Source organism: Sulfurimonas sp. HSL-1656, from assembly GCF_039645585.1.
In the GTDB taxonomy this organism is placed as follows: Bacteria; Campylobacterota; Campylobacteria; order Campylobacterales; family Sulfurimonadaceae; genus Thiomicrolovo; species Thiomicrolovo subterrani.
In genome coordinates this window covers 1,430,370-1,445,131 of sequence record NZ_CP147915.1, presented here as the reverse complement: position 1 = coordinate 1,445,131, position 14,762 = coordinate 1,430,370, and the positions used below count along the sequence as shown (strand labels likewise).

The following is a 14,762-nucleotide window of genomic DNA, read 5'->3' as shown; positions in this document are numbered from 1 at the left end:
TTACCCGACTTCGTTCATGATCTTGATGACGAGTTCGCGCTCGTCTTCAAGGATCCGCACGGGAATGCCGTAGCGGCGTGAGAGCCGCTCTTTCTGTCCTTCGGACGTCGCCCCCAGGGGAATGCGGTAGGTCGTGTAGTTCTCGCTGTGGGAGACCTGCATATTGAAAGAATAGACTTCATCCTGCGACGGGGCGTTGTGGACAAACTTGGTCATGCGTTTACTCCGTAGAGCGCTGCGCGCCGCAGAATCATCTGCGCCCAGGGCAGCTGCGTCGGTTTCTCCACCATCATACCACGAAAGTTTGAAACATTGCATGACGCGGAAACGATGCGTTCCGCCTGTTCCAGTTGCACGGCATCGACCCGGTAGGCCCGTTCCACGGCCTCGATCTGTGAAGGGTGGATGATCGTCTTTCCGAAGAGCCCCTGTTTCAGATCCGCTTCGAGCTCTTTTGCAAACCCATCCGCATCCCGGAAACATTTGTAGACGCCGCCGCAGAGGTTAAAACCGCGTGGTTTGAAGACAGTAATCAGCGTGGCGATCACCTGTGCCGGGGCAACGAGTTCGTAAAGCGGCGTTTCGCAGTCACGCTGCATCCCCAACTGGCGCAGCATATCCTCCAGCCCGAAACGCAGCGTCGGGATACGATCAGAATAGGGCTGGAGTCGTTCGGCGAGGGCATGTAGCCTTGCCTGCGAAAAGAGATCATCGCCTTCGATGGAGGGCATGAATGCGAATGCGTTATCGTCCAGAAGCGTCAGCCATGCCTCCGCATTTTCGGTGCCGAATTTCGGCAGGACGAAGCCGTCGATCCGTTCGACTCCTTCCAGCCGCAACAGCTCGGCGAGCATCTGCGGCGAGGAGGGGCGGAGAAAACGGAACAGGGCGGTATCCGCAAGCTGCGGCAGGAGGGTGCGGAGTTGCCGGAGTGCCCCGGGGCGGTCGGCGGCGTCTATACCGTCTTCAAGATCGATGACGCAACTGCGCAGCTGCGGATATTTCTCACCGCTGAGCACGGCGGCGAGACCGGGATGGGTCGCCGGGACGAAGAGGGTGCCACCCAATTCGGCAGGATGGAAGGGCTCACTCCGCATGGGGCCGACAGGGGACGGGGTAGCGCGTTTTGCCGTCATCAAGCTGCGGGAACTTCACGGTGCCCATTTCCATTACGATCTCCTTTGTATTGTGACTATGCTACCGCAAACTACCGTATTAAGAGATGAAAATCAGAGCCCCGCCTGTTTCAATTTGTTGTAGTATTTACAGCCGAGCGTCGAGCCGCCGTCGCAAGCCTTGCCGTATAGCAGCGCCGCTGCCGCATCATTGCGCTTCGTGCCTTCGCCGAGCGTGTACATGCTTCCAAGGTTGTAACACCCGCTGGCGCTGCCGCCGTCGCAGGCTATTTTGAAGTACCTGAATGCTGCAGCCGCATCGCGCTTGACGCCCTTGCCGGAACTGTAGAGGTTGCCGGTGTTCGTACACGCATGGGCATTCCCGGCGTCACAGGAGGCTTCGAAGGATTTGGCGGCCTGTGCATAGTCCTGCTTCGCGCCCCGGCCGTCGCTGAGCATATTGCCGAGGTTGAAGCATCCCGCTGTTTCGTGATCATCGCACGCTTTGCGGAAGAGCGTGACGGCACGGGATTCATTCTTGGCAATGCCGCGGCCGTGCTCGTACATGCGGCCGAGGTCTGTACACCCCAGCGCACTCCCTGCGTCGCATGCTTTCTTGTAGAAGCCGGCGGCTTTGGCATAATCCTGGCCGATACCCTGGCCGTTGTAGTACATGATCCCGAGATTGTAGCAGGCGGTTTCCTCGCCGAGGTTGCAGGCTTTGTCCCACTGGATGGCGGCCTTGCGGTAATTACCCTTGTCGTAGGCGAACTGACCTTCGTTGAAAGCGTCGCCGAACATCGGCACGGTTGCCAGCAGCAATAGGATGGTTTTTTTCATAATTTGGATCCTTTGGATAGTGATAAAAGAATGTTGATAGAGGCAATGAGCCGCCGCATGGTAGCGAAGCAGGCTTTATCCGCTCTTTGCTCCTGTTTTAGGGGGTTTTTATGACCTGAATTATCAGTTTGGAGCGCTCAATCTGTATCAAAATTCACAGGAAACTTCAGTGTTTACTGCCCGATCACGGACGATCCCGGCGGCAAAGCAAGCGGGTTAAATTTGATGAACGGCTGCTTGATCCGTTGCATCATGCAGCCGTAGTGTCCGCGAGGAATGAAGAGGGGTTTATGGCTGTGTAGTCGGTGGTTTTAAAAAGGGGGGAATCGGGACGGGTGGCTGCGGATGATTGACAGGTATGGGATAACCTGCCACGTCACAAAGGCTCAGATCGCTTTGAGCCAGTAGGGGACGTTGCGCTGTTCGGCTTTGATCGTCGTCGCTCCGCCGTGGCCGGGGTAGACTTTCTTGTCGTAATCGAGCCGGAGGAACTTCTGGAGGCTCTTTTTCATATCTGCGGGCGAAGAGTACGGGAAGTCGACGCGGCCGATGGAGTTCTGGAAAATGAAATCCCCGCTGAAGACAGCATCGCCGATCTCGATCATGGAGCAGCCGGGGCAGTGGCCGGGGAAGTGGCGGAAGGTCACTTCGATGCCGCCGATCTCGAAGGTCTGGTCCCCTTCGACCTCGATGTCGGGGTAGGAGGGCGGCAGGTCGGGCATCCAGCCGCTTTTCTGCAGCAGCATCACGTCGCCTTTGGGGGTGTACAGGGGGATGTTAAAGTACTCTTTGAGCTCCTGGTTGCTCCAGACATGGTCGAAATGGCCGTGGGTGTTGAGGATGGCGACGGGGTTCGTTACGTTGGCCTTGACCCACTCCACGGCGCCCACGCCGGGATCGATAATGATGTCGCTGCCGTTCTCCGTCACGATGTAACAGTTGGTCTGGTAGGGCCCCATGGGTTTTTTCTTGATCTGCATACGCTTTCCTTTGGTAGAATTATACATGCTATTTCACACCACCCTACAATCGATCATCCAGACCGCGGAACCGGCGGCGAAACTGGCGGCGTTCCGTGCCTTCTATGCCGCATACAAGACGGGGGAAACTGTTTTCGAAACGGCATTCACTCCGGAGCTGTTCGGCGAACCCTCCTTCGCCTCCGTCTGCGAGATCGTCCCGCCGCAGGATGTCCCCAAGCGCAAAAGCCCCGTCACCGACGAGGGGAAGGTCCTGCTGCTGCACGCCATTACCCATATCGAATACAGTGCGATCGACCTGGCCCTGGACCACGCCTACCGTTTCACGGGAATGCCGAAAGCGTTCTACGACGACTGGCTCGAGGTCGCCGACGACGAGTGCCGCCATTTCGAGATGCTGCATACGCTGCTTGAAGCGCTGGAGAGCCGTTACGGTGCCCTGCCGGTGCATGCGGGGCTCTTCGAGGCCGGACAGAAAACGGTGACCCTGCTTGAACGCATGGCGGTGGTCCCGCGCTATTTCGAGGCGAACGGTCTGGATGCGACGCCGCAGATCCTCGAGAAACTGACACCGATCAAAAAGGATCCCATGATCGGCCGGATCGTCGAAGCACTGAAAGTGATCCTGGAAGAGGAGGTGGACCATGTCCGAAAGGGGGACCGCTGGTTCGATTACGCCTGCGAAGCGGCCGGGGTGGAGAAGTCGGTCTATTTCGAGATCGTCGAGCGGTGCTGCCCGGGCAGTTACCCGCGGCAGAAGTACCTCAATGTCGACGCCCGTAAAGCAGCGGGTTTCAGCTGCAGCGAACTCAACCGTATGAGTACGGAAAAACTCTGTTGACGAAAGAAAGTCAATTTGTTACAATAGGGTTACATAAAGGTAACAAAAGGGGAATAAATGGATTACGCTTTCTTCGCGCAGACCCAGACCGTCGTCGCATTGGCGGCACTGGTCATTTTCGGCGCCTCGGTGCTGATTCGCTCCGGGGGCGTAAAAGAGCGCTGATCAGCGCTCTTTTTCAAACGAACTCTCTTCGACAATGACCGGGTAGAAGTAACCGTACCCGAAATCCTTATCCGTCTCGACTTTTCCCGTCGCTATCACGATATCGCCTTCGTTAATGTTCGCAACACTTTCGGCCGTGAAGACCAGATCGTCCGTCATGGTGTCTCCGCTGCCGTCTTCGAGGTGGACCCAGTTGCGTTTCATGATCTGTCTGGAGATCTTGGTGACCTTGCCGCGCACCTTGACGCTTTTGCCTTTGAGTGCCTGGCGTTTGGTAAAGACTTCCGCAACGGTGTAACCGCCGGCGGCTTTTTCCAGACGCACTTTGGGAGCGTTTTGGGGCTGGACGCGTTCGACGGGCGCGGCGGCACCCGGCGCCATGGAGGCGAACAGGATCTTGTCGAAGGTACGGCCGAGGGCGCGGCTTTTGAAGTTGGGCATCCACATCTGTTCCGTGAAAGAGACGTTGTCACCGACACCGACTTTCGTCGCCGTTACCGCGACCCAGTAGGGGGCACTGCCTTCGGAAACCTTCATGTAGGTATAGCCGCCGGCATCCATCGTTTCGACGACCCGCGCCGTATGCTGCACGGGCGTATTCGGCCCGGCCGCCCAGAGGCCGTACACTGTCATTATAAGAATGAATAATGTCTTCATTCGGATTCTCCTCGCTGTTTTGGTCTTTGCATCATATCAGATGCTTATACAACGATCGGGAAAACGGGAGAAAAAAGTTCTGGATTGTAATGATTATCGTTTGCGAAGGAAAATTTGATATAATTTTAATTGTTAAGGCTTCTCTAAATAAAATCCTTTATAGCGGGATACGCAAGGGAAGCAGAAAAAAGATGACAAGGAGCCGCGGATGGGCAAATACGCAATGATCAGCGACTTTTTGACGAAGTTCCTTGTTGACGAAGTCGAGAAGACCGGTCTGAACCGGGTCGTCGTGGGGCTCAGCGGCGGGATCGACTCCGCCGTGGTCGCCGTCCTGGCGCAGCGTGCCTTCGGTGAGCGCCTGCTCTGCGTGAAAATGCCGTCGCACTATTCGTCGCAGAGCAGCCTCGATGACGCCGACGAGCTCTGTGAACGTTTCGGCATCCGTGCGGAGACCCACAGCATCGCGCCGATGCTCAAAGCGTACGAGCACGAGGCGATGGACAACCTCCGCGTCGGGAATTTTTCGGCGCGGATGCGGATGGCGACGCTCTTTGACATCTCGGCGCGGGAGAGCGCGCTGGTGCTCGGCACCAGCAACAAGAGCGAACTGATGCTGGGGTACGGGACGCTGTTCGGGGACCTGGCCAGCGCCATCAACCCCATCGGCGACCTCTACAAAACGGAGGTCTTCGAACTGGCGCGCCACCTGGAAGTCCCGGAGAGTATTGTCAGCAAACCCCCTTCGGCGGACCTCTGGGCGGGCCAGAGCGACGAAGCGGAGCTGGGCTACAGCTACGCGCAGATCGACGCGGTGCTGCGGCGCTACGTCGAAGAGCGTGCCAGCAAGGCTGAGCTGATCGACGAGGGGTGCGACGCGGCACTGGTGGAGCTGATCCTGACACGGATCTACCGCAACCAGTTCAAGCGCAAAATGCCCGTCATCGCGAAACTGACGTCGCGGACGATCAACCATGATTTTAACTATCCACGCGATATCACTTTATAGGAGAAGAGGATGAAAGTACCGTTTTACCGGCCGGAGATCGGACCCAAGGAACGTAACAAGGTCGAGCAGGTACTGCAGGGCGATGCCGAATTCGCCGTGGAGGATCTCGAAGCGAATTTTGAGAACTATATCGGCTGCGGCTATGCGCTGGCGACATCGCACGGCACGGCGGCCCTGCACCTGGCGATGCTGGCCATCGACCTCAAACGCGGGGACAAGGTACTCTGTTCCGTCAACGCCTTCCCGGCCGTGCCGGAAGTCGTACGCCACTTTGACGCCGAACCGATCTTTATCGACGTCAACGAGTGGACGATGAATATGGACATCGACAAGCTCGAGCGCTACCTCGAGGCCAACAGCGCCAAGAAGCTCAAGGCCGTCATCGTCTCGCACATCGCGGGACAGCCGATGGACCTTGACCGGCTCTATAACATCGCCAAAATCTACAACGTCAAGATCGTCGAAGACGCTTCGGACGCGCTCGGCGCGACCTACAAGGGGAAAAAGATCGGCTCGACGGGCGCGGACATCACCTGTTTCAGCTTCAGTCCGCATATGAAGCAGACCATCAGCAACGGCGGGATGCTCGTGACCGACGACGCCGATATGATGGAGCGCGCGACCCTGCTGCGCAACCACGCCATGGTGCGCGACGAAGAGGGCTTGAGCTACATCTACGACGTCGTCGACATCGGGAGCAAATACACGATGAGCCCGATCGAGGCGGCCTTCAACGACGCCTTTATCTCCCACCAGGACAAGGTGATCGCCCGCCAGAAAGAGGTGGCGGCGCGTTACAGCGAACGGCTCAAGGGGGTCTATCACATCACCCCGCCGGAGATCCACGGGGACCACGCCTTCAGCAACTACATCATCAAGATCGACAAGAACCGCGACGGCTTCGCCCGCGATCTTCTGGCCAAAGGGATCGAGACGGGGCTGCACTACATCCCGCTGCACCTGATGGCGTACTACAAGAACAAATACAACCTGCGCATCAACGACTTCCCGGTCGCGCTGCGCAACTACCAGCAGGTCCTCTCCCTGCCGATCTTCGGCTCCATCACGGACAAAGAGGTCGATTTCGTCTGCGACGCGGTCATCGACCTGGCGAAAAACCGCGTGTGAATCCCCGCCTCGCCGCCTGGGGGGAGCGCTTTTTCTACGCCCCCTCGCTCTTTCAGCGTCTGCTCGCCTACGCCCTCTGGCCCCTCGGTGCCCTATACTGTTTCATCATGTTCCGCCGTTTTCAAAACAGTGTCCCGAGAAAGCAGGGACTCCCCGTCATCAGCATCGGGAACCTGACCGTCGGCGGCAGCGGCAAAACCCCTTTAACCGTGGCACTGGCGCAGCGCCATAAGCACCCCGCCGTCGTCCTGCGCGGCTACGGGCGCCAAAGCAGCGGCCTGCAGGTCGTCGCCGACGGAACAAGCGTTCTGTGCGACGTGGCGTGCAGCGGCGACGAGGCGATGCTCTATGCCCTGCAGCTGCCCCATGCCGTCGTCATCGTCAGCGAAGACCGTGAAGCGGGCATTGCGAAAGCAAAAGCGATGGGGTGCGAAAGTGTCTTTCTCGACGACGGCTACGGCAAACACTTTATCGCGAAGTATGACATCGTCATCGAGGTTACGCCCGCCAACGGTTTCTGCCTCCCCGCCGGCCCCTTCCGCGAGCGGCTCTGGCCGGGGAAAAAGGCACGGCTTGTCCGCGAGGGGGAGGATTTCACGCGCCGCGTCACGATCAGGGACGCCGCAGCGAAGATGGTACTGGTGACGGCCATCGCGCGGCCCGAGCGGCTTGAGCCGTTTCTGCCCGACGTGGTCGCCAGGGAAACCTTTCCCGACCACTATTTTTTCACCCGCGATGAACTGGCCGCCATTCTCGAAAAGTACGGTGCGGACGCCTTGCTCGTTACTTATAAAGATTACGTTAAAATTCGCCACTTTGACCTGCCGCTCGCGCTGATGGAACTCCGTCTGGAGCTGGACGACGCGCTGGTGGCGGGAGTGGAACACTACATCAGGACATACGATGAAAACAAAGATTGATACCGTCAAGACCCTCCTGGAGGCGCTGCCGTTCATCAAGGAGTTCAGAAACCAGATCGTCGTCATCAAGTACGGCGGGGCGGCACAGACTTCCGAAACGCTCAAGGCGAAATTCGCCAAAGACGTGCTGCTGATGTACCTTGTCGGGATCCGTCCTGTTATCGTTCACGGCGGGGGACCGCGCATTAACGAGATGCTCTCCAAACTGGACATCCCCACCGAGTTTATCGACGGGCAGCGCGTCACGACCCCGGAAGTGATGCGCATTGTCGAGATGGTACTGTGCGGCGAGGTTAACAACGAGATCGTCGCGCTGCTCAACTCCCACGGTGCCAGCGCGTTCGGCGTAAACGGCAAAGACGCGCAGTTCCTGCGTGCTCAGCCCAAAGATGCCGGAAAATGGGGGCTTACCGGGGTGATCGAGCATGTCAAGGCCGACGTCATTCACCGCCTGATCGACGAGAAGTTCATCCCCGTCATCGCGCCGATCGCTTCCGACGGCGAAACCGGCCACCCGGGTTACAACATCAACGCCGACCTGGCGGCCTCCAAGATCGCCGGGGCCATCGGGGCGAAGAAGGTCGTCTTTATGACAGACACCCCGGGCGTGCTTGACGCCGAGGGCAAGCTGCTCTCCTCATTGACCGAGGAGAAGGTCGAGGCGCTCAAAGCCGACAAAACGATCCACGGCGGCATGGTGCCGAAGGTTGACGCCTGTATCGAGGCGATCGAACGCGGCGTTCAGAAAGCCCACATCATCGACGGACGGATCGAACACGCGATCCTGCTCGAACTCTTTACCGAAGAGGGTATCGGTACGCAGATTACCCTCTAGGCATCAGGGGCGATACGATGCTCAACGGCATGGCTCTCCTGCTTTTCTGCCAGCTTTGCGGCGAGGCGCTGGTGCGGCTCTCGGGCTGGCCGCTGCCCGGCCCCGTGCTCGGGATGCTGCTGCTCTTTCTCTGGCTCCGTTACCGGGGCCGCTCCTCCCACGATCTTGATCTGACCGCCGACGGGCTGCTCAAATACCTTGCCCTCCTGTTTGTGCCCGCCGGGGTCGGGGTGATGGTGTACTTCGATGCCCTGGGCGGTATCTGGCTGAAACTGGGGGTGACGCTGCTCGCCAGTGCCGTGATCACGCTGGTGGTGACGGGGTGGACGATGCAGTGGCTGCTGCGGCGTCAGAAAACGGAGCATTCGGATGGCGTTTGACAGCTTCTGGGTCTACCTTTCCGCCTCGCCGCTGTGGTGGCTGACGCTGACCATTCTCATCTACCTGGGCGCGCAGAGACTCTTTCTCAAAAGCGGCAGCGCGGCCCTGCTGAACCCCGTGGCCGTCTCCATCGTCGCGTTGATCGTCCTGCTGGAGCTGAGCCATACCTCCTATGACGCCTACTTTGCCGGGGCGCAGTTCCTGCATTTCCTGCTGGGGCCCGCGACGGTGGCCCTTGCCGTCCCGCTTTACCGGCAGATGGCCCGGCTGCGCGCCATCTGGTTCCCCGTGACGGTGTCACTGGCCGTCGGCGTCCTGACCGGGGCCTTCAGCGCCGTGGCGATAGGTTATGTCCTTGGGCTTGACCGCACAACGCTGCTCTCCCTGGCGCCGAAATCGGTGACGACCCCGGTGGCCATGGGTATCAGCGAAGTGCTCGGCGGCATTCCGGCGATGACGGCGGCCTTCGTTGTCTTTACGGGGATTACGGGGGCGGTTATCGGACTGCGCGTGCTCAAAGCGGCAGGCGTCACGGATGAGAGCGCGGTGGGAACGGCGATGGGGGTGACGGCCCACGGTGTCGGAACGGCGCGGGCCTTCGAGGTCCACCCCGTCAGCGGCGCCTTTGCAGGGCTGGCGATGGCGCTGGCCGCTTTCCTGACGGCCCTGATGCTGCCGCCCCTGTTTGAATGGATGGGGTGGCGCTGATCAGGCGCGTTTTTTCCAAAAAGGCAGCAGCATAGGCACCTCTTCGCGGTAGCGCCGGTAGGCCTCTCCCAGCGTTTTGACGAGGTCTTTCTCCTCGAAGACCAGTCCGATAAGAATATAGAGTGTCATCCCCGAAGCAAAGAGCAGATGCCCCGTGCTCATCACCGGCGTGGCCCAGAGCCCGATTACGGTGCCGGTCTGGATGGGATGGCGCACGTACTTATAAAATCCCTTTTTCTGAAAACGCACTTCGGGTTCCGGAATCCCCCGCAGTGCCCGGTACCCCTGGTGAAGCCCGAAGAGCTCGAAGTGGTCGATCTGGAAAGTCGCGACGAAGGCCATGCTCCATCCCAGGACGTAGAGCAGCGTCGCCGTCCAGAAGAGCGGCCCGGTTTCGAACGCGTACAGGCTGCCCGTCATCGGTTGCCACAAGAAAATGATCAGCAGCAGGCAGAGCGCCGAGAGGACGGTATAGGTCGAGGTGCGGAAGGCAACGGGCAGGGAACCGAAAAGTGCCTTTTTTACGGCGGGACGGGCCATGACGGAGTGCTGCAGGCCGAAAAGGCCGATTAGTGCCAGGTTGATGACCAACGCGAAACTGCCGCCGCTGCCGCTGTCGATGGTGAGCGGCATAAACGACCAGGGGTAGACCCAGAGGATCAGCAGCGAGACGGAGACCATCGCCGACAGGTAGGCGAAGAGGGCGTAGATAAAGAGAAGAATCTGTTGCATAATGTATTATATTTTATGATAGCTGTTCTTTTTCTGCGCAGGCCGTCTTTGCGATAAACGCTATAATGAAATCATGAAAACCGAATCGATCATCGTTTACTGTACGTGCCCCGACGAACTCAGCGCCAAAGACATTGCCGAAGCCGTGGTAAAGGAGCAGCTCTGCGCCTGCGTCAACCGCCTCCCTGCCGTGATGTCGCACTACATTTTCAAAGGCGAATACTGCGAGGACGAAGAGATGCTACTTATCATCAAGACGACCGCAGCCGCCTTCGAGAGTCTCAAAACGCGTATCGAGGCGCTGCACCCGTACGACGTCCCCGAGATCATCGCTGCCCCCATCGTCGCGGGGAACGACAGTTACCTGGCGTGGCTTCAGGCGAGTGTGAAGTGAAACGGCTCCCCGTTTCGGCACCGGCACACTAGGAGCATGCCGTGGCAACACTGAATTCCCCCGGGATCTACGTGGAAGCGATGGCGACGGGGGCAAGCCCTATCGCAGGGGTGTCGACCGCTACGGCAGGGTTTGTCGGCGTTGCAGCGCTGCCGAACAGACGCGGCGCTGCCGTGCTGATAACCTCCTGGCGGGAGTTTACGGATACGTACGGCCGCTACAGCGACGACACCCCCTGGCTTGCACCGGCATTGCAGAGTTTTTTTGCCAACGGCGGGCAGCGCTGCTATGTTGTCAATGTCGAAGATCATAACAGCCTGTGTTCTGGACTGACGGCACTGGAACAGGTTGATGAAGTGGGCATTGTCTGCATCCCCGGTGCGAGCACCTACGAGGTGCAGTCGGCAGTGATCGCCCACTGCGAAGCGGCGGGGGATCGCTTCTGTATTTTAGACAGCATTGCGGGGGCGGACGTCGCGACGGTAAGGGCCCAGAAAAGCCGTCTCGGGTCAGAGAAGGGGATCGGTGCACTCTACTACCCGTGGATTGTCATGGGGGTTGAAACGGTTGACAGTGACGGGAACCCGGTCACGGAGACAAAACCGGTGCCGCCCAGCGGTGCCGTCGCAGGGATCTACGCCAGGATTGATGGGAAACGCGGCGTCTTCAAGGCACCGGCGAATGCGCTTGTTAACGGGGCCGCAGCTCTGGAGCGGGGCATTACCCAGAATGAGCAGGCCCTGCTGAACCCGGAAGGGATCAATTGCATCCTCAGTTTCCCCGGACGGGGTATCCTGGTGTGGGGTGCACGGACCATCGCCCCGCCGGGTTCGGAGTGGAAGTATGTCAATGTCCGCCGCTTCCTCTTCTACCTGGAGGAGTCCATTGATAAAGGCACCCGGTGGGCCGTGTTCGAACCCAACGGCGAACCGCTCTGGTCGCAGGTAGAAGGGGCCGTCTCAAACTTTCTTTACGCAGAGTGGCGCAAAGGAGCGTTGAGAGGTGTCAAGCCGGAGGAGGCTTTTTTTGTCCGGTGCGACCGGACGACGATGACACAGGATGATGTCGATAACGGGCGGCTGGTTGTCGAAATCGGTGCCGCAGCGGTGCGGCCGGCCGAGTTCGTCGTGTTCCGGATCGGGCAGTGGACGGCCGGAAGGAACGACACGCAGACTGTGAGAGGTACAAGCGAGCCCCGAATGCAGGGCACCCCATTCCAGCAGTCGGTCTGGGAGGCGCTGAAGCGCATCCCGAAAGGGAAGGTGACGACCTACGGGGACCTGGCGGCTTATCTGGGCACAAATGCGGTCCGCGCCGTCGGTACGGCCGTGGGCTGCAATCCGTATGCTCCGGAGGTTCCGTGCCACCGTGTGGTCCGCAGTGATGGCCGTGTCGGCAGCTATTCGGGCGAGGGCGGTGTCCGGGGCAAGATCGCACTGCTGGCTTCGGAAGGGGTTCAGGTACGCAGGGGCAGGGTCGTCGATTTTGCCGAAAAACGCTACCGTTTCGTTTAGGGCGCCTCTAACTCCCGCTTCGCTATAATTGCGAAAAATTTTTTCAAAGCGAAGATGATGCAGTTTATCGAGACACGTGGAAATGACGGAACCCATCCTTTAAAAGTAACCTTCTCCCAGGCGATTTTGAGCCCGATCGCCTCTTTCGGCGGGCTGTACGTCCCCGAAGCGCTTCCGGAGCTGGGCGAGACCTTCTTGCAAAAGCACCTGGGCAGCAGTTACAAGACGATGGCAAAGGATATGCTCACGCGTTTCGGGATCGACATCGACGAAGCGGTCATCGACGAGGCGCTTGCGCTCTACGACGCTTTTGACGACCCTTCCAACCCCGTCCCGGTCGTCAAGGTCAAAGAGGACCTCTATGTCAGCGAACTCTACCACGGCCCGACCCGCGCCTTCAAAGACATGGCGCTGCAGCCCTTCGGCGTCGTGCTCTCTTCCATTGCGCAGGCCAGAAACGAGAACTACCTGATTCTTGCAGCGACGAGCGGCGATACGGGACCGGCGGCGCTGGAAACGTTCAAAAACCGCGCCAACGTCAAGGTCGCGTGTATGTACCCCGACGGCGGTACCAGTGACGTTCAGCGCCTGCAGATGGTGACCGAGGATGCTGAAAACCTCAAAGTGATCGGCATCAGGGGGAGCTTCGACGATGCCCAGGGTGCCCTCAAGCGCCTGCTCGGCTCCGACACCTTCAAAGCGGCACTGAAGGAGAAAAACACCTCCCTCTCCGCGGCGAACTCCGTCAACTTCGGCCGGATCATCTTCCAGATCATCTACCACATTCACAGCTACCTCGAGCTGGTGCGCCAGGGTGCCATCACGATGGGCGAGAAGGTCTACCTGGATGTGCCGAGCGGCAACTTCGGTAACGCCCTGGGCGGCTACTACGCCATGAAGATGGGGCTGCCGGTCGAGAAGATCATCATCGCTTCCAACGAGAACAACGTCCTGACACGCCTCATTACGACGGGCAAATACGACCTGCGCGACGCCCACGTCGTCGCCACGACGTCGCCGGCGATGGATATCCTCAAATCCTCCAACGTCGAGCGCATCCTGTACGATCTCTTCGGCGAAACGCGCACGAAGGCGCTGATGGAGCAGCTTGACAACGAGCACTACTACGAGCTTTGCACGATGGAGCTCTCCAAGCTGCAGGAGTTCTTCGCGGCGGACTTTGCGACGGGCGACGAGGGCAAGCAGTTCATCAAGATCGCGCTGGAAAACGGCTATCTCATGGATCCGCATACAGCGACCTGTTTCAAAGCCTACGAGAGCTGCGCGACGAAAGAACTCAAAACCATCGCCTACTCCACGGCCGAGTGGACGAAGTTCTCCCCGACGATCGCCAACGCGCTCACCGGCGAGATCGATACGCACGACATCGACGCCCTGAACGCGATTGCCGCCGAAGCGAATATTGGTATTCCCGACATGATCAAGGCCCTCTTCGACAAGCCGGTCGTCCAGGATACCATCATCGAAAAAGAGCAGATCGAAGCGGAGATCCTGAACTTTATCTAATCCCCTTTGTCAGCCTTTTCGGGCTGTAGGGCGACGCTGCTGTCGAACGCGGCGATCATCCTATCTGCAGAATAGAGCGTTTCACCGTCCGTCTTCAACTTTTTCTTCTCCACCCTGTCATGATAATCGAGCTGTTTCAGAATGTATTTGATGCAGTTGAGCCGCGCTTTTTTCTTCTTGTCCGCATGAATGACCGTCCAGGGGGCGTGTTCGGTGTGCGAGGCCATAAACATGGAGTATTCGGCGATGGTGTATTTGTCCCACAGCTCCTGCGAACGCAGGTCGATGGGGGAGAGCTTGTAGTGCTTTAGTGGGTTGCGTTCGCGCTCCTTGAAGCGCTTCGCCTGCTCTTTTTTCGAGACGGAGAAGTAGAACTTGATAACGATGATGCCCGCATTGACGAGCATCTTCTCGAACTGGGGGACTTCGTGCAGGAACTCCTGGTGCTCGTCCTGGGTACAGAACCCCATGACGGGTTCGACCCCGGCGCGGTTGTACCAGCTGCGGTCGAACAGGACGATCTCGCCCGCACTGGGGAGGTGCTCGACGTAGCGCTGGAAATACCACTGCGTCTTCTCAACGTCCGAGGGTTTGTTGAGCGCCACGACGCGCGCGCCGCGGGGGTTGAGGTGTTCGGTGATGCGCTTGATCGTCCCGCCCTTGCCGGCGGCGTCGCGCCCTTCGAAGATAAGCAGCAGTTTCAGTCCCTGCTCCTTGACATGTTTCTGCAGTTTCAGTAGTTCGATCTGCAGCTGCTTGAGCTCATCCTCGTAGTCGATCACGCTCTTGCGGATCCAGACGGCGACCCGCTTCTTGCCGTTCTTGTTGTGCTCACGCCGTTCCCGCTCGAACGCCTCGGCGCTTTCGATCCTGCGGTCGTCATGGACGATCTCCTTGAGGATCTCGCCCGTTTCCAGTTCCGTGCCCAGCATATCGTGCTTTGTGCCCATACATGCTCCTTTGGCTGATTATAGCACGGATATGGCGGCGGTAGGATGTCCGGGTGCACCTCAAAA

The 14,762-nt window shown here is 58.9% G+C and carries 17 protein-coding genes; 10 read left to right on the top strand and 7 right to left on the bottom strand.

The genetic code is table 11. The features are described from left to right. The 4 genes from WCX49_RS07425 to WCX49_RS07410 all read right to left on the bottom strand — a co-directional run bounded on the left by WCX49_RS07425 (position 1) and on the right by WCX49_RS07410 (position 2,935). Positions 1-216, bottom strand: a complete 216-nt coding sequence (locus tag WCX49_RS07425; RefSeq protein WP_345984464.1) for a hypothetical protein — start codon at positions 214-216, stop codon at positions 1-3. Beyond that, positions 213-1,136, bottom strand: a complete 924-nt coding sequence (locus WCX49_RS07420) for an HpcH/HpaI aldolase/citrate lyase family protein (protein WP_345984463.1) — start codon at positions 1,134-1,136, stop codon at positions 213-215. Before WCX49_RS07420 ends, WCX49_RS07425 begins: the two co-directional genes overlap by 4 nt. A 93-nt stretch (positions 1,137-1,229) precedes the next feature. Further along, positions 1,230-1,955, bottom strand: coding sequence for a tetratricopeptide repeat protein (locus WCX49_RS07415; protein WP_345984462.1), 726 nt, complete (start codon positions 1,953-1,955; stop codon positions 1,230-1,232). 386 nt (positions 1,956-2,341) lie between these two features. Continuing rightward, positions 2,342-2,935: an MBL fold metallo-hydrolase gene (locus tag WCX49_RS07410; RefSeq protein WP_345984461.1), complete on the bottom strand. Its 594-nt coding sequence runs from the start codon at positions 2,933-2,935 to the stop codon at positions 2,342-2,344. Between the two features lie 25 nt (positions 2,936-2,960). Between WCX49_RS07410 and WCX49_RS07405 the strand changes: the two genes are divergently transcribed. Next, positions 2,961-3,776, top strand: a complete 816-nt coding sequence (locus WCX49_RS07405) for a ferritin-like domain-containing protein (protein WP_345984460.1) — start codon at positions 2,961-2,963, stop codon at positions 3,774-3,776. Between the two features lie 165 nt (positions 3,777-3,941). Here the strand turns inward: WCX49_RS07405 and WCX49_RS07400 are convergent, their stop codons facing one another. Then, complete coding sequence (locus WCX49_RS07400) at positions 3,942-4,598, bottom strand: OB-fold nucleic acid binding domain-containing protein (protein ID WP_345984459.1); 657 nt, start codon at positions 4,596-4,598, stop codon at positions 3,942-3,944. Between the two features lie 208 nt (positions 4,599-4,806). Here WCX49_RS07400 and WCX49_RS07395 point away from each other — a divergent pair, with 208 nt between their 5' ends. From WCX49_RS07395 to WCX49_RS07370, 6 genes are read left to right on the top strand one after another with little or no spacing between them, the layout of a single operon-like run. After that, a complete protein-coding gene (locus WCX49_RS07395) occupies positions 4,807-5,607 on the top strand; it encodes an NAD+ synthase (RefSeq protein WP_345984458.1) in 801 nt (266 codons plus the stop codon). A 9-nt stretch (positions 5,608-5,616) separates the two neighbouring features. Beyond that, positions 5,617-6,735, top strand: coding sequence for a DegT/DnrJ/EryC1/StrS family aminotransferase (locus WCX49_RS07390; RefSeq protein ID WP_345984457.1), 1,119 nt, complete (start codon positions 5,617-5,619; stop codon positions 6,733-6,735). Continuing rightward, positions 6,732-7,655 carry a tetraacyldisaccharide 4'-kinase gene (locus WCX49_RS07385; protein ID WP_345984456.1) on the top strand — a complete coding sequence of 308 codons (924 nt, stop codon included), beginning with the start codon at positions 6,732-6,734 and terminating at the stop codon, positions 7,653-7,655. The genes WCX49_RS07390 and WCX49_RS07385 overlap by 4 nt, the downstream gene beginning before the upstream one ends. Further along, entirely contained in the window at positions 7,639-8,490 is an 852-nt protein-coding gene (gene argB, locus WCX49_RS07380) for an acetylglutamate kinase (protein WP_345984455.1), read from the top strand. Before WCX49_RS07385 ends, argB begins: the two co-directional genes overlap by 17 nt. Positions 8,491-8,519: 29 nt before the next feature. Further along, positions 8,520-8,870, top strand: a complete 351-nt coding sequence (locus tag WCX49_RS07375; RefSeq protein WP_345984454.1) for a CidA/LrgA family protein — start codon at positions 8,520-8,522, stop codon at positions 8,868-8,870. Next, positions 8,860-9,579, top strand: a complete 720-nt coding sequence (locus WCX49_RS07370) for an LrgB family protein (RefSeq protein ID WP_345984453.1) — start codon at positions 8,860-8,862, stop codon at positions 9,577-9,579. The genes WCX49_RS07375 and WCX49_RS07370 overlap by 11 nt, the downstream gene beginning before the upstream one ends. Here the strand turns inward: WCX49_RS07370 and WCX49_RS07365 are convergent, their stop codons facing one another. Continuing rightward, on the bottom strand, positions 9,580-10,311 hold the full coding sequence (locus tag WCX49_RS07365) for an NnrU family protein (RefSeq protein WP_345984452.1): 732 nt from the start codon (positions 10,309-10,311) through the stop codon (positions 9,580-9,582). Between the two features lie 73 nt (positions 10,312-10,384). Between WCX49_RS07365 and cutA the strand changes: the two genes are divergently transcribed. From cutA to thrC, 3 genes are read left to right on the top strand one after another with little or no spacing between them, the layout of a single operon-like run. Next, positions 10,385-10,705: a divalent-cation tolerance protein CutA gene (gene cutA / locus WCX49_RS07360; protein ID WP_345984451.1), complete on the top strand. Its 321-nt coding sequence runs from the start codon at positions 10,385-10,387 to the stop codon at positions 10,703-10,705. A gap of 41 nt (positions 10,706-10,746) precedes the next feature. Further along, positions 10,747-12,219, top strand: coding sequence for a methylated-DNA--[protein]-cysteine S-methyltransferase (locus tag WCX49_RS07355; protein WP_345984450.1), 1,473 nt, complete (start codon positions 10,747-10,749; stop codon positions 12,217-12,219). A gap of 57 nt (positions 12,220-12,276) precedes the next feature. Further along, positions 12,277-13,746 (top strand): threonine synthase, encoded by a 1,470-nt coding sequence (gene thrC / locus WCX49_RS07350; RefSeq protein ID WP_345986796.1) that lies wholly within the window; start codon positions 12,277-12,279, stop codon positions 13,744-13,746. Here thrC and ppk2 read toward each other — a convergent pair. Continuing rightward, a complete protein-coding gene (gene ppk2, locus WCX49_RS07345) occupies positions 13,743-14,696 on the bottom strand; it encodes a polyphosphate kinase 2 (protein ID WP_345984449.1) in 954 nt (317 codons plus the stop codon). The genes thrC and ppk2 overlap by 4 nt on opposite strands. Positions 14,697-14,762: the final 66 nt, after the last annotated feature.

Excerpts from the sequence above, each read along its gene's own strand:
- WCX49_RS07390 (WP_345984457.1), top strand. The coding sequence starts at position 5,617 with ATGAAAGTACCGTTTTACCGGCCGGAGATCGGACCCAAGGAACGTAAC.
- cutA (WP_345984451.1), top strand. The coding sequence starts at position 10,385 with ATGAAAACCGAATCGATCATCGTTTACTGTACGTGCCCCGACGAACTC.
- thrC (WP_345986796.1), top strand. The coding sequence starts at position 12,277 with ATGCAGTTTATCGAGACACGTGGAAATGACGGAACCCATCCTTTAAAA.
- WCX49_RS07370 (WP_345984453.1), top strand. The coding sequence starts at position 8,860 with ATGGCGTTTGACAGCTTCTGGGTCTACCTTTCCGCCTCGCCGCTGTGG.
- WCX49_RS07410 (WP_345984461.1), bottom strand. The coding sequence starts at position 2,935 with ATGCAGATCAAGAAAAAACCCATGGGGCCCTACCAGACCAACTGTTAC.
- WCX49_RS07415 (WP_345984462.1), bottom strand. The coding sequence starts at position 1,955 with ATGAAAAAAACCATCCTATTGCTGCTGGCAACCGTGCCGATGTTCGGC.
- ppk2 (WP_345984449.1), bottom strand. The coding sequence starts at position 14,696 with ATGGGCACAAAGCACGATATGCTGGGCACGGAACTGGAAACGGGCGAG.
- WCX49_RS07365 (WP_345984452.1), bottom strand. The coding sequence starts at position 10,311 with ATGCAACAGATTCTTCTCTTTATCTACGCCCTCTTCGCCTACCTGTCG.
- WCX49_RS07405 (WP_345984460.1), top strand. The coding sequence starts at position 2,961 with ATGCTATTTCACACCACCCTACAATCGATCATCCAGACCGCGGAACCG.
- WCX49_RS07395 (WP_345984458.1), top strand. The coding sequence starts at position 4,807 with ATGGGCAAATACGCAATGATCAGCGACTTTTTGACGAAGTTCCTTGTT.
- WCX49_RS07425 (WP_345984464.1), bottom strand. The coding sequence starts at position 216 with ATGACCAAGTTTGTCCACAACGCCCCGTCGCAGGATGAAGTCTATTCT.
- WCX49_RS07400 (WP_345984459.1), bottom strand. The coding sequence starts at position 4,598 with ATGAAGACATTATTCATTCTTATAATGACAGTGTACGGCCTCTGGGCG.
- argB (WP_345984455.1), top strand. The coding sequence starts at position 7,639 with ATGAAAACAAAGATTGATACCGTCAAGACCCTCCTGGAGGCGCTGCCG.
- WCX49_RS07375 (WP_345984454.1), top strand. The coding sequence starts at position 8,520 with ATGGCTCTCCTGCTTTTCTGCCAGCTTTGCGGCGAGGCGCTGGTGCGG.
- WCX49_RS07420 (WP_345984463.1), bottom strand. The coding sequence starts at position 1,136 with ATGACGGCAAAACGCGCTACCCCGTCCCCTGTCGGCCCCATGCGGAGT.